The following is a 13,632-nucleotide window of genomic DNA, read 5'->3' as shown; positions in this document are numbered from 1 at the left end:
CAGATGCGCTTGCGGAAAGTGCAATGGTTCAATGCGAGGTCTGTAGTGCAGCAGCCGCCTAACCCCTCCATCGAGCGAACAGTTTCCGGCAAGCCGGAAACTGCCGCTCATGTCGAACGTTAGAAGCCTCCCGCTTCATGGAAGAAGAAGACCTGTCCGCCGAGTCTGCCTATCGCCTGGGTTCACTAGCCGTGGGTTTGCTGGCGGGTCTCGTACTTGGTCTCGTTGTCGCCGTACTGCTTGCTGCAGCGCTGCGCGTCGACGTCTCGTTTCCCCTGTTCGTTTTTGGTGGCGCTGCAAGTGGAGCCATCCTCGGCTACCTGTCTTCAGGTGCGGGATTCGGACTAGCGGGTGCGGTCGTGCACTTTTTGGTTGGGCTCGTCAGCGCCGCAGGCAATCACATAGTTTGGCCAAACAGCGATGCACCAGCCTGGCTAAGGCTCATGCTTTGGGTTGGTGTGGCAGTAGGCATCTTGGTTGCAGTGTTTGTCTGGTAAGGGGCTCCATGCGTTCAAGTCTTCTAACCTTTCGTTCGAGCGGACCGGGAGCTTGAATCGGTTTCGTTGACTGAGTGACCTAACCGCTAACGACTGCTTTGCGGGATCCCGTTTGAAGGTGCTGGACTTCCGCTCTGGGTCGCGACTGCTAGTTGGTGCCGTCGGCAAGCGGTCCCTGGGGGCGCGGATGGTTTGAGGTGCAGGCAGTGTCGGCAGTACCTTGGACAACGATCACTCGGGCTGCCGCGCTGTGTTCTGTCGAATGATCGCGATGTGGCCGAGACCGTGAGTGCGCAAGCCCGGCTCGACAGGCCGGACACGCTGCGCACCGGTCGCCCCCGTGGCGCCGGCACCGCCACTCCACAACGGATCGCTGCCACGAGTCCAACGTCGCACGTTCAACGGCAGGAACCTGGCGCAGTGCCGCCACCGGCCCTCCTTCGACACACGGGCCGCCCTCCCCGGCCGAAACCCGCTCGCCCCGCGTGCGCTACCTCACCTTGTTTGGACAAACCTCCTGGTGGCCGCAACCTCGGCAGACGGCGAAGTGCACCGCCCCGTTCGGGCGGATCCGCTGCTCGCGAAGGGCGAGCAACCTGGCCACACGTTGTTCAATTCTCTGCGGATCCTCCAGTTCCACCGGAATCGCGCGGGGGCATCCGCCGCCTGACAGCACCACGACGACGTACGCCCGCCCGCTGACGCGGTGGCCGGCCGTCTGGAGCACATATCGCTGCGCCGACAGCTCCACCACGTCGGACAGATGCACGCGGCACACTGCGCGGCGCTTGAACTCGATGAGCGTCAGCTCCCCATCGCACCCCTGGTAGGCCCTGTCGATGCGCACGACAAGCGGCACCGGCTGTCCACATCGGAACAGCTTCTCCGACCACAGCAGCTTGGCGGTATGCAAGTTGGCCGGCAGCCACTCGTGATCAACGCGGCGGCCACGGAAGCGGCGCGCGCCCACCCTCACCGCCCATAGCACCGCAACGGTGAAGAGCGCCAGCGCGCAAAGCAGGGTGAACATCTACTCCTGCTCGGCGATGAGCCGCCGCACGAGGGCGGACAGGACCACGTCGATCGCCGATCGAAGTCGCGGCGTGCCGGCCGTGAGACGAACCAGCCAGGGAGATGCCGCGTAGTAGCAGGCCACTGCAGCCCTCCCCCACCACCTCTTCAACAGCCAGCTATCGCGCCACGCACGCAGCGCCCGGGTCCTTGAATCGGTCGCACCCCATAGCGCCGTCGCGACGAAGCACCGAGCGTCACCCGCTTGGTCACGCTGCGCATTCCGATGCAATGCTGCGTGCGCAGCCTCTCCGGCCTGCATCTGCCGTTGGGCCTCGGCAGTCCTGCGCCGGCCTCGAAGGCGATCGAAGAGGACGCGCTGCTCGCACACGCAGCACTCTGCGAGCTCGGTGGCGGTGATGTGTCGCTTCTGCTTCATGCTCCAGCGTCGCCATCGAGCAGCGCCGCCAGTTGCCCAGCATCCAGGCGACTGCGATACGCCCGCGTCGAACTGTCCGACGATACGGCCCCATTCGGTGGCGCCATGAGATCGCACGGCACGGCGCCCACTGCGGCAACGGCACGCTCCCAGCACAGCCCCAGCGTCGCGAGATGCGCGAGTCGGTTTGTCCGGCGCGGTCCCTTCGGCAGGCGCGCAATCTCCTCGGCAAGCAGCGGGAAGTCGCGCCGCGAGACCTTCACGTTCATCCGAACGTCGGGGCCGGTGCGCACGTGACCAGGGATGCTGCTCACGCGGCTGCCTCGCGGCGCGGCCCGGCAGCCGGGGTGCGCAAGGCGGCCGCCATGATTTCCATGCCGGCGATCTGGAACCCGCGCACGTTGGCGAACAGCGGCTCGTCCACCTGCAGGATGCGGTGCTTCGGAAACGCCTTCTGCAGCTCGCCGCGGTAGAAGAACGCCGCGCCACCGGCGAGCACGAAGTTGTCGATGTCACTGCCGTCTTGCACGACCTGACGCATCTCGGTGATGGCCTCGTGCACGACACGCTTGCCGGCGTCGAGGAAGGGTTCCAGGTCAAACGGTTGCCCGAAGAACTTGGCGGGCGCCTTCGTCCTCAGCGCGGCGTCGATGCGGTCGTGGTCGAACATCGACAGGCGGCTGCCCAGCTCAGCGCCGACCGCATCGGCGATCGCGTGGACCACTGCGAACATCCCCTTGTTGACGGCGTCGCTGCGCTTGTCGAGCACCTTGAGCGACTGCGTGACGACCCAGTCGAACGTGCGCCAGCCCGGGTCGACGATCACGTTGCGCTCGCGCAGCATCGCGTCGCGCTGCGCATGAGGCACCGCATAGCTAAGGAAGGCGCCCATCGGCTGCGCCATCGCCTTCACGCGTGCGACGTGCACCGACTTGCCGTCACCGAGGTCGTGGTCCCCCTGCAGCCGCTTCTCGAGCTCGGCACGACGCTTCTTGAACAGCGACACCGGCAAACCCACCATCAGCAGGTCCACTCGCGGCGCACGCATCAGCCGCAAGGCGCCGCGCGCGATCGCGAGGTACGGGTCGGTCAACACGTACATGTCGTCGAGGTTGCGCGTCTCGTCGGTGGCCTGGGCAAGCGTCGCTTCGGCACCGACCTCGTAGCGGACCTTGCCGACCGGGATGACCATCGTGTTGCGACGCGACCCACGATCGAAGCCGAGGTCGCGGTCCGACGCTACCGGCGCGATCGACGGGAAAGTCTGGCAGACGATGCGGTCGCCGTCGACGCGCTCCACGAACTTGCAGTTGCGGTAGCCGACGTCGACGGCTCGAACGATCCACGGGTCTTCCTGCATCGCATGCACCTCGTCAAGGCCCATCACGGTAGCGGCGCACAGCGCCCTTTGCGAGCCGGAACCGCTGCCGAAACGAGGCCGCTTCCGTTGCCGAGCGTTCAGCCGGACGCATGTGCAGCGAGCGTCGCCGAGGCGCTCACGCTTCATCCGTTCGACTGAACACGCGCTGGACTGCCGGCTGGAGGTTCGCCCTGCCGTCGTCGTCGGTTCAAGGGGCGCTGAACCGCCGCGCTTGCACCTGCACGGGCTGCCTCAAAATGAGGCATGCAAGAAAGGTACAAGAGAGAGGAACTCGAATTTGAGTCAAGTCGTGGTCTGCAGCCCCGTTTGCAAGAGAACGAACGCCAGAAACCGCGGCTTTGCAAGGCCCAGGAATCTTGCATCGACGCATTCGCCGGTGCTATCACGCACCCTACCGTTGACAAGGCCACACCGCACCGCCAAGAATTCGCGCACTGTTCGGAGGGTGGCCGAGCCACCCAGGGAAGTGCAGAGCTGACTGCCCCCGCGCTGCCCATGTGGCAGCGACTCAGCGATTCAACCGAGACGGGCGCGATGCCCGTCGCCAGCCAGGCTGGCAAGAGCCGAAGCGTTCGCCTGGAGCGGACCTCGGTCCATGAAGTAGCCGCTTCGCCCAGAGCGACGGCGCCGCCCCCGAGGCGGCCCTCGAAGTCCCGAGAGAGCGCAGGAGCTTGATCTCCTGCCCAACGCCACTGCTTCGCTATACCGCCGCTCGCGCGCGTTGCTCGCAACGCGTGGCGGTTGACCCGCGCGACGCCCTACGGGCGCCGGCATCAATGACACAGGCGGTTAGAACGGCTCAGTCGCCCTGGTGGCAGGGGCGAAGGAAACGGCCGCATAGCGATTCTGAGCAATTGCACTGGGCTCCGCGTGTCCGACAGAGGCATGCGCAGCGCCAGACGGCGGCCACGTGGGACTCACGCATGCAATCAAGTGATCCCAGCGTGACCTGGGCGACGCCTGACGGCGCCCGGGGACGGTGATTCCGCCTGGAAACAGGCCTCACCGTGCACGGATCACTTTAACGACGACCGCCCCGCTGCAGCGACGCCGCACGTCGGCCTCTCGCAGACAGCAAGATCCTTTCCGGGGCCGGACCAGCGCCCGCGCAGGCTGGCCGAGCTCTTGATTCCATGCGCGGACAGTGCAGGCTCCCTGTGGACCGGAGCGGCGCTGCACGACTCGACGGTCCTACTCGGCCTTGCGATCCGAACACGCAAGGGCGCACGCAACACGCACCGACGAAGGATCTCGACATGGAAGGCAACTGGAAGACCATCCTGGCCGACATACTCGGCGAACACAACCACCGGCACGGCCGGCGCGACAAGGCCGTCTCCGCGCTCACGATCCAGCAGCGCGGCGATCGCCTGTTCGACTGCTTCGAGCAACTGCGCGAGCTCGGCTTTCGCCTCGACGACCCGAGGCACATCGCCGAGCGCCATGTGCAGGCGTTGGTGGACCACTGGCTCGCGCTGAAGCATTCGCCGGCCACGATCCAGACCAAGCTGTCGCACCTGCGCGTGTTCGCCGGCTGGATCGGCAAGCCCGGCCTGGTCAAGCCCGCGGTGGAGTACGTCACCGATCCGGCGGAAGTGAAGCGCGTGTACGCCGCACGCACCGACGCCAGCTGGACGACGAAAAGCATCGACCCCGAGGCCGTGATCGCGCACCTGCGCGCGTTCGATCCGTACGTCGCCAACCAGCAGCTGGCCCAGCTGCACTTCGGGCTGCGCGTGAAGGAAGCCGTCATGCTGCGGCCGTGGCGTGCCGATGCTGGCGCGGCGCTGCTGGTGGACGACGGCACCAAGGGCGGCCGCCCGCGCGTCGTGCCGCTGCACAGCCAGGAGCAGTGCGACGCGCTGAACTACCTGAAGACCCAGGTGCGCACCCGCAACGGCTCGCTGGCCGATCCGGCGCTGACGCTCAAGCAGGCGATGACGCGCTACTACGTCGTGATGCGAGCGGCCGGCATCACCCGCAAGGGCCTGGGCATCACCAGCCACGGCCTGCGCAAGGAGTTCGCGAACAGGACCTACTTCGAACTCACCGGAGTCAGATCACCCGTGCAAGGCGGGCCGCCGATCGACCGTGTCGTGGACCGTGAGGCACGACTGCGGCTCGTCGAGCACCTGGGCCATGCGCGCGAGTCCGTCGGCACGGCCTACCTTGGCGCGGTCCTGCGTTCGGGGTGCGTCCAGGGAAGCGGCGCGGAGTCCGGAGCGGCAGAGCTGGCGCCGAGCGCGCCGTCTGCCCAACAAGCCCAGTCCAAGGCCGAGGTCTAGGCATGGCTGCAGACGATCGACCTTGGCTGTCGAATGGCAGCGGCCCTGGAGACCGGTCAGTGAGAGTTTGTGGACCGACAGGCCGCTTCACTTCCTCTCCAAATCCTGACGTTCACCAGTCCGCCGCTACCTGTTCACAAAGAATGAGGCCGGCGAGTGACCGCGCTGATCTGTACTCATCGTAGCCGCAACGAGGCGATCCGCGAGCTGAGTCGCATCGTGTACGTCGAGCCTCGCGTACAGTTTGCGTGTGTGGTCGATCACGGTGCTCACTTTGACATGGAGATCCTGTGCGATGCGCCGGTGAGCCAAACCGCTGGCAAGACGAGCTGCCACATTCTGTTGCCTCGGACTCAAGCCCAACGCGTAGCTGCCACGTGCGAAGGCCGCCTGCTTGGGCACCTCATGCTGGATATGCAACAGGAACAGCCTGTCGTCCTCGTTCAGGCTATAGGCTCGCCACACCTGGCGACCCCAGCGGCTGGTGATGCGCCGCACAGGCGGTCTCCCGGGGCCGCCCTGTCGCAGCGTCAATAAGTGGCTCACCAATCCGCGAGCCAACAGCGCTGATATGGCACTGGAGCTCGCGGGGCACAAGCCGTCGTCGGCCATTTGCAGCAATCTGGCTGCCTGGGGGCTGCGATGCAACACCTTGGCCGACACGTCAACCAGCAAGGCAGCCGAGAGTCCGCTGTCTACGTAGTCCTCGGCGGCGTGTCGAGCTGGGCGTCGGAGGGCATGCACCAAATGGCCGTTGAACTCGAGGACTAGTTGCTGCTCTGCCGGGGTGAACGGCCGCGACAGGGTCGACCGGCCCAGCACGCTGCAGCCCAGGCCACGATCCTGATCCCGCACCGCGGTTGTACAAAACTGCCCGGTACCCGTTGGGCGAACCACTTCGTTCCAGAAGGCGCTGGAGTGCCAAACCTTCTTGTTGATCTCTGCGGAGTTAGGTGCGCGAGACCGGCATCGCACCCAGTCTGGGAAGTCGCCGCCACAAACCCGACGGACTTCCCCGCTGCGTCGCAACTCATCAAATCGCGGCCACGTTCTATAAACCGCCGGGTTGTCACAGTCCAGCGCGCTGGGTTCCCCATGACAGTCAGCCCAGATGAAACCAGCCCAGTCGGCACCGATCAACTCCCCCAGAGCGTTGATCGCCATCGGCACGGTCGTGGCACCGTCGAGGTCCAATGAGCTGAGCTGGTGGCAGTACGCGGCCAGTCGGTTGCGCGTCGACTTGTTCATTGAACCTCCCTGCTGCGCTTATCGCAGCCTGACTCTGGGGTCTTTACCCCCAGCGGTGGGGGCGAAACGCCAATAGCTCCAAATCTACATTGGTACGTGCGCGCCGCGTGAGCTACTAGCGAAAGACCCGCTCGGCGGATAGCGAGTCGCGCTCACTCTTCGAGCCGACACCATTGCGCGCTCTTGTCGAGAAAGGGCCAACATGCGTGATCTGTCACCATTCACGGGCCAGTTGCCTTACGCGACGGAACTCTGCGGGGTATTCGAGCCGCTGCTGGGTTGGAAGTCCTCCCTAACTCAAGCACGCGTCTCGCAAGTCTCCATTCGCAACTTTCCGAGGTACGCCGATGTTGAGACCGACCCGAACAGGCGTACGTATGTACGCATCGGTGCCGATCACGAGATGACGATCAGCGCATACGGCGAGGTCAACAGCCAAAACGGCCGCCCAGACCTCTTCCGCACGGACCAACCTGCCCGCCGGCTAGTCGCGCCGGCACTTATCGACGGCGTCATTGTGCGAACTCTCCAGGCTGACGCAGCGCAGTACCTGGACGTGCATCCCGCGACCGAGCTTGCCTGGTGGGCCGACTACTGGGCAGGCAACCTTAAGCAGGAAGCCTTGGAGGAGATCGCAGAGCGGGCCATCAACGACCTCATTGGCGTGCCGGTGTTCATGCCGCAACTCACCGCAATGAACAACCCAGTGCGGCAATTCATCGGCCGGCTCCGGATGATGCACCTGGACACGGCGGCCGCAGCGCGGCACCTGTTTGACCGCGAGGTTCACATCGCGCGCTACTTGCACAGTTTGATGCCCGCCGAAGGGCGAGGCACGCCCGCCTTCGCGGTGCCGATCAACAGACTATTGCTTCAAGAAGTGAAGGTGCCTGCAATTGAGGACGTGCTTGAGCAGGTGTCACCGCTAGCTCTTGGCAAGGGCGCCTCACGTGACGCGGTGATATCCCCCTTGGGTGTACTGCATACGTTCCGCCAGTACTTCTTTGAGTTCACCAACTTCCTCGGTCCTGCTGTGGAGCATGTTTGGCTTGCGCCGGGCAGCAAGACTGAGCTACTGGAGATCAGCACGCGCCGGGTATTGCAGGAGCGATCCATTGAGCAAATCGTCGAAAACATCATCCGCAGCGACAACACAACGACCATGCGAGATGAGCTCTCCGAGGCGATCACAGAGACCAATCAGCGCGACACAAAGCTCGCCTCATCAGTGCACGGCATCGCCGTCGTACCTGTGTTCGCCATTGAGGCCGAGGGATCGGCAAGTGTCAACGAAACTGCCAAGCATTCGCAGGAGGTCATTCACAAGCAACTGCGCGAGCAGAGCAGCAAGCTATCGACCGAGATTCGCAGCAACTTCAAGTCCACATTCAAGACCGTGGTGGACACCACTGACGTGCGTAGCCGGCGCCACTCCATCGAGAATCCCAGCGACAAGCTCATCAACTACGAGCTGCGGCGCAAGATGCGCCAGGTTGGGATCCAGCAGCAGTACATAGGCACACAGTTGTGCTGGCAGGTGTATGTAGACGACCCGGGCGCGCCGCTCGGCGTCGGCCAGCTCGTACACCTTGCCACCAAGCTCGACCTCTCCGAGTTTGTGCATCTTCCAGAGCCACGACGGCCCAGAAGCGAGATTGACGTGGTGACGCTCTCACTGCCGGTGCCGCCAAAGGGGAAGCAGGCCTCCGCCCTGCCTATCCTCGCAGCAGGCTTCGTCGGACTGGCTGCCGGAAGCCTACCGGGGGCCGCGGTTGCTGTCGCCGCGCATCAAGCGCTCAAGGACATCTTCGGTGGTGACGATGAGGAGGAGAACCCAGACTACGATGTCACCGTCGAGCGGGCAATTCGGCAGCGATTCAAGATTCCACTGCCACAGGGCTACGAGATTGATGACACGCAGGACACGACCGACACTAACTTCCCGGTCGGCCAGGGCAAGATCCCGACCCGCTGGCTTGGAATCAACGGCGGCGGGCAGTTTCAGTACTACGTGAACATCGCCAACGCAGCGGAAGGCGAGGTAGAGCTCGTCGTCTTCGATGGCATGGTCACCCCGGGCGAGATGATCGACTTCGAGGCACGCATCAAGATCAGCCCGACCCCTGCATCGCTCGCTGCGGTTGACGCAGCCAACGCCGCGGTCGCTGCAGAAAACGCGAAGCGCGATCAGGCCAAGGAGCGTGCGATACGCAAGGAACTTGTGGATTCTGTGCGTGAGCGCGTGAGGCTAGCAAGTGAAGTACACACGCGACCGGCGGCTGAGCTGCGTGAGGAGGAGCGCACCGTCATCTATCGCAAGCTCATTCACGACTTGATGCGCAGGGACGCATGGTTTGGCGCCGACCGCAAGCTTGCGCACCTTCGCTCTGAGCTGATAAAGGCCATCTTCGACGTCGACAGGATGATGTATTTCGTCGCGCCGGAATGGTGGCAAGCACGGCCACATTCTTCGCAGTCATTCGAGGCTGTGGAGCAGAACGAGGCCGATGGATTCACAAGGGCGACACGGGTGTCGTCCCTTGAAGCAGCGGTGACCTTCGAGAAGCACAAGCGGAGCAAGACGAAAATTGGGCTCGGCGCATTGGGACGCGACGATATCGTCGGCTGGGGCGGCGAGGGGCGCCAGGACAACTATCTCATCACCGAGGATTCGCGACCCGCTCGGCTTGGCAGCTCGCTGGGCTGGCTAATCCAACTCGACGGCGACAGCCATCGCAACGCCTTCCTCAACGCGCCGTGGGTGAAGGCGGTCATTCCAATCCGGCATGGGCGCGAACACGAAGCGCTTGAGTGGCTCAAGCAGAGCACAGTTGAAGGCACTGAAGGGCTAGACGAAGAGTACGGCGGTGGTGACCGCGAATACTTTCAGCAGCAATTGTTAGAGAGATATGGCGAGGATCGCCCTGTGACGATAGACGACATGCTGAAGTTGCTGGCCGAGGACATCGTTGCGCTGCATAAGGAGGGCAACGTGCCGACGGTGGTCGCCGAGCCAGACGGCGGCCCGGCAGCTTCTTTTCTTCCCGCCGAGGAAGTCTTCGAGAAGGGGTTCGATCCACTACCCGGCAGCTTCCGAGTGACCGTTGATCCGCAGCAGCGCTACAAGCCGTTCTCGCAGTGGATCGAGGTGCTGCCCACAGACCAGATCGCAGCTGTGCAAGTTAGCTACGACCCGAAAACGGGTGCCATGCTCTGAGCGTGTCGTGCTGACGTCTTCAATCCTTGGTGGCCGCGCTGTCCTGCAGTCCATGGCGGGTGGGGCACGCATGCCGGCTGGAGATTGCGGGGTCGATGTCGCTCGTACCGTGCAACAGGCGCTCCTGGCGCTGGGCATGCAGTTGCCGCAACTCGACTTCGACGACCCATTGGACGACGATACGCAGCGGACCATCGCACAGTATCGCGTCAGCCGGGACTTACCCGGCGGACAAATCATTGATGGTTATCTGATCCGCAGGTTGGATCTGGAGCTCTCGTTCCTGGAAGGGGCATGCAGCGCCGAACTTGCCGACATTCTGCCAAATGACCGGCATTTGATGCGCCTCGATCCGTACTTGGCAGCGGTGACCGCACGGCGTTTGGATCTTCCCCACTTTGACACAGGCATGCTAGAGAAGCTCCGTCGGGACATGGAGCTCAGCAATCGACTGTGCCTGCGGTTGTCATTGGATCTTGGTTCAAAGATCGCGCAGTGGTTTGCTGAGGACATCGCTGAACCTAAGATCTTCTCCGACTTCGTCAAGGTCGATGGCCCTGCCAACGGCGTGTTCCTCGACATCTCCAAGTCATTCGCGCCATACCGGTCATTCATCGTCACCCACAACCAGAGCAACTTTGCGCTCGAAAAACTGCTTGAGATCGCCGGGAGATCGCGGCCGGACATCTTGAGTCACCGCCCGCCGGATTTCAGCTGGTATGAGATCAAGCCTATGTCCGCGAGCGGTATCAAGGACAGCCTCGACAAGATGGTGAAGCTGCTCGCTATCTACCTACCGCTGCCTTACCGACCCGGGCGACGCTACAACCCCACCCGGCGCATTGAAATCGACACCTTCTTTGCGAAGACGGGCGAGCGAATCACGGTGTTCCTGGAAGTGGAGCGGACGGCGCCCGGCCTTATATTCTGGGCACTGTGTCTAGAGGGCGACGTCATCGAGTACTTCAACCGGTTCAAAATCGTTGCCGGGTTGCTTCAGATATTGCTGGCACTGTGCCTGCTGCTGCCGGTCGAGGGCGTGGCAGCGGGCATTGCTGCAGAGGCCGCGACGGTGATTCGATTGATTGCCGCTGCTGCAGGGCTCACTCTGGTCGTACTTCATAGGCAGCAGTAACAGGCAGCCAAACGCAACGAATCGCTTCGATCTCGGCGGAGCACTTCATCGCGCGAGCGATTCAGTTTTTCGCACCATTGCCGGCATTCGTTAGGGTAGGCGAACGGCGAGCAGCAGCCGTTCGATCGGCCTTCGGCGCTCATATGGCAAGCGTCGCTGCGCCGGCGACCGGGTATGTCAGCAGCGCAGCGCGTCGGAGGTGCCAAGCTAGTCAGGCGAAAGACCGTTGCCAGCGCCCGTGCCTGTCCCTCGGCTTTCGCCCCTCATGGCAGTTGCCCGGGCGGCAGCAGTGGCTCACCGAACAGGTCGCCGCAGCCGCGCACCCGTAGCCACTCGGCGCTTTCATGGCGCAGGGCCACCTCGATCTCGCGGCACCGGTAGCGCGCCTTGTGCAGAGCCACCAAACGCACGTCGTCGCTGCTGGCACCGGGCGCACCGGGCGCCTCACGCCGGGCCCATGCAACATCCAGCGTCCGCAAGGCATTCAGGCGTTCGTCGAGGAAGTCCCCGAACTCGCTGCCGCCGATCGATTTCGTCATGGCAAGCTCTCCTGGCTCGGTTCAGTCCATCCTGGCCCAGCGCTGGAACGACCACAGGCAAACCCCGACGTTGGTGACGTACATGCCGATCGACCACCAGAGGCTCGCCTGCACGCACAGCGCGATCAGCACCGCGTTTGCCGCGATCCACGTCAGGAATCCGTGGCGCGACTTTGCGGCGACCTGCACCTGCCCGAGGACCGTGAGCAGCCAGCCGACGATCTGCAGGGCCGTGGCCCACGACACCGTTTCCATGCGCCGGCTCCCAGACCGTCACTCGGTCAGCTGTAAGGCGTCCGCCGGCCACGGCCTGCCCAGCGCCCGATAGACCTGCTGGAGCGCGGCGGCTTCGCGCGGCCGGCGCATGGCATCCCGATATTCGGGCGTGTCGAACACGCCTCGCACGCTGTGCAAGGCGGCAACCATCCGGGACAGCAGTTCCACGATCTCGACGATCGCCACGGCCGGGTCGTCGCACTTAGCCGTGCGGTCGGCGCCTGCAGGTGCCGGTGGGGCTTCATGCATCGGCAATGCCTCGTCGCAATCTGCCGGATCGCCGCAGTGCGTGCGGTACCGCTCGTGCTCGCTGCACAGCGCAACCAGACCCATGCTGTCGAGCAGGGTGCGCTCCCAGGCGCCGGGGCGCCTGGACCCCTCGGCCACGCACGCCAGGACATATGCAACGAGTCCCTCCACGCTGTTGAATGGGTTGGGTGCCCCGTACATGCGGTGCAGCTCCACCATGTACTGCAGCTCCCTCAACACCTCGCGATCGACGGTCACCTGCATGGTGTGCGCCCCTGTCGGTGGTGGCCCTCAGTGGCCCCGCAGCGTTTCGTTGGCCACCGGCGTGCAAAGCACCGGCGCGGCCTCGCGTTGCGGCGCCTCGAAACACGCCGCGCACCGGTGCAGGTAGCTCGCGACCAGCGCGGCGCGATGCGGCTCGCCGGCCTGCACCTCGGCATGCAGGCGCGCCAGCATCACGCCGACCTCGATGTCCACCGCTTCGGTGACCGGATCGTCGCGGCCTTCGTAGACACCGGCCTCGGCCTTCGGCGCCATCTGGTGTGCCGCCACGTCGAGGAAGAAGCGCCGATTCGGCTGGAACACGTGATAGGCCAGCGTCGTCGAGACGTAGACGCAGGCGTCCTGCTCGGGCCCCACCACCACGACCGTGTCCTGTTCGAGCCGTGCGTCGGCGTTGCGCAGACCCAGGGCCGCGCCCGACCACACCTGGCCGAACAGCACCACGTCACACTCGTGCTCGCACGGTCGCCGGTCGCCCGCCGGCAGCAGGTCCTGCTTCATCGCACACTGCAACGCCCAGCTCAGGCTTCGCACCGGATCGCGGTGGAACATGGCGGCACTCCTTCGTCTTCGGGGATCCACTGTGGACCGGCGTGCCCCGTTATCAACCCGGAGCCGGGCGGCGTATCAGGCTGGCGCCGCGAAGGAAGTGACCGCCCCAGGCGAACCGTTGCGCAACAGGGCGACATCACGCGGAACCAGCCGAGTCTGCGCCCCGGTTCCGCGCTTGCAGCGCGCCGCCTGCCCGCCCATCCTTGATCCGCTGCACAACGACCCAACCAGGTCGTGGCCCTCCCCCGCTGGAGGTGTCTCTGCCGCAAGGCAGGACCGAGCTGCCGTGGTCAGCGACGTGAGCAGTTGAGGTTGTCAGAGCGGACCGCTTGAGCCTCCCGGCGAGCGGCCATGAGCGAGAGCGATAAGCGCTGCGTCAGCAGCAGGAGCGGGCGGTGGGTTTTCCGGACTCACCGCCCTTTTTCACTTGTAGCGGCCGCGGCTTCCATGCCGGTGGCCATCCACCAACCCCGTGGGGACTCCAGCGTCCCCACTCGGGCACGTGGCGTTCCCTCTTGCCC

General features: G+C 64.4%; 13 protein-coding genes. 4 read left to right on the top strand and 9 right to left on the bottom strand.

What is annotated here, in order from left to right; translation table 11 throughout:
* Positions 1-137: 137 nt before the first annotated feature.
* Positions 138-497 carry a hypothetical protein gene (locus E8D38_RS25335; protein WP_140636955.1) on the top strand — a complete coding sequence of 120 codons (360 nt, stop codon included), beginning with the start codon at positions 138-140 and terminating at the stop codon, positions 495-497.
* A gap of 490 nt (positions 498-987) precedes the next feature.
* Here the strand turns inward: E8D38_RS25335 and E8D38_RS25330 are convergent, their stop codons facing one another.
* From E8D38_RS25330 to E8D38_RS25315, 4 genes are all read right to left on the bottom strand, one after another.
* Positions 988-1,527, bottom strand: a complete 540-nt coding sequence (locus tag E8D38_RS25330) for a PD-(D/E)XK nuclease family protein (RefSeq protein WP_140636953.1) — start codon at positions 1,525-1,527, stop codon at positions 988-990.
* Positions 1,528-1,830, bottom strand: coding sequence for a CFI-box-CTERM domain-containing protein (locus tag E8D38_RS29550; RefSeq protein WP_425462818.1), 303 nt, complete (start codon positions 1,828-1,830; stop codon positions 1,528-1,530).
* A 113-nt stretch (positions 1,831-1,943) separates the two neighbouring features.
* Positions 1,944-2,216 carry a hypothetical protein gene (locus E8D38_RS25320; RefSeq protein ID WP_140636949.1) on the bottom strand — a complete coding sequence of 91 codons (273 nt, stop codon included), beginning with the start codon at positions 2,214-2,216 and terminating at the stop codon, positions 1,944-1,946.
* A 41-nt stretch (positions 2,217-2,257) separates the two neighbouring features.
* Complete coding sequence (locus E8D38_RS25315) at positions 2,258-3,331, bottom strand: PRTRC system protein D (RefSeq protein WP_181179426.1); 1,074 nt, start codon at positions 3,329-3,331, stop codon at positions 2,258-2,260.
* Between the two features lie 1,253 nt (positions 3,332-4,584).
* On the opposite strand from E8D38_RS25315, the gene E8D38_RS25310 reads away from it, so the two are divergent.
* On the top strand, positions 4,585-5,613 hold the full coding sequence (locus E8D38_RS25310; RefSeq protein WP_181179424.1) for an integrase domain-containing protein: 1,029 nt from the start codon (positions 4,585-4,587) through the stop codon (positions 5,611-5,613).
* Positions 5,614-5,739: 126 nt separating this feature from the next.
* Here E8D38_RS25310 and E8D38_RS25305 read toward each other — a convergent pair whose 3' ends face one another.
* Positions 5,740-6,861 carry a helix-turn-helix transcriptional regulator gene (locus E8D38_RS25305; protein WP_140636943.1) on the bottom strand — a complete coding sequence of 374 codons (1,122 nt, stop codon included), beginning with the start codon at positions 6,859-6,861 and terminating at the stop codon, positions 5,740-5,742.
* 202 nt (positions 6,862-7,063) lie between these two features.
* Here E8D38_RS25305 and E8D38_RS25300 point away from each other — a divergent pair, with 202 nt between their 5' ends.
* Both E8D38_RS25300 and E8D38_RS25295 read left to right on the top strand, forming a co-directional pair.
* The gene (locus E8D38_RS25300; RefSeq protein ID WP_140636941.1) at positions 7,064-10,078 is read left to right on the top strand and encodes a hypothetical protein; all 3,015 of its coding nucleotides are present in this window, start codon (positions 7,064-7,066) and stop codon (positions 10,076-10,078) included.
* Between the two features lie 7 nt (positions 10,079-10,085).
* Positions 10,086-11,213: a hypothetical protein gene (locus E8D38_RS25295; protein ID WP_140636939.1), complete on the top strand. Its 1,128-nt coding sequence runs from the start codon at positions 10,086-10,088 to the stop codon at positions 11,211-11,213.
* 263 nt (positions 11,214-11,476) lie between these two features.
* On the opposite strand, the gene E8D38_RS25290 is transcribed toward E8D38_RS25295, so the two are convergent.
* The 4 genes from E8D38_RS25290 to E8D38_RS25275 are packed head-to-tail and all read right to left on the bottom strand — an operon-like array spanning position 11,477 to position 13,111.
* Positions 11,477-11,752, bottom strand: a complete 276-nt coding sequence (locus E8D38_RS25290) for a hypothetical protein (protein ID WP_140636937.1) — start codon at positions 11,750-11,752, stop codon at positions 11,477-11,479.
* Between the two features lie 21 nt (positions 11,753-11,773).
* Positions 11,774-12,007, bottom strand: coding sequence for a hypothetical protein (locus E8D38_RS25285; RefSeq protein ID WP_140636935.1), 234 nt, complete (start codon positions 12,005-12,007; stop codon positions 11,774-11,776).
* An 18-nt stretch (positions 12,008-12,025) separates the two neighbouring features.
* Positions 12,026-12,541, bottom strand: coding sequence for a hypothetical protein (locus E8D38_RS28455; protein ID WP_181179422.1), 516 nt, complete (start codon positions 12,539-12,541; stop codon positions 12,026-12,028).
* 27 nt (positions 12,542-12,568) lie between these two features.
* A complete protein-coding gene (locus E8D38_RS25275) occupies positions 12,569-13,111 on the bottom strand; it encodes a hypothetical protein (protein ID WP_140636933.1) in 543 nt (180 codons plus the stop codon).
* Positions 13,112-13,632: the final 521 nt, after the last annotated feature.

Origin of the sequence: Methylibium rhizosphaerae, from assembly GCF_006386545.1 — a bacterium.
Taxonomy (GTDB): Bacteria; Pseudomonadota; Gammaproteobacteria; order Burkholderiales; family Burkholderiaceae_C; genus Pseudorivibacter; species Pseudorivibacter rhizosphaerae.
This window is presented reverse-complemented; position numbering and strand designations above follow the sequence as displayed.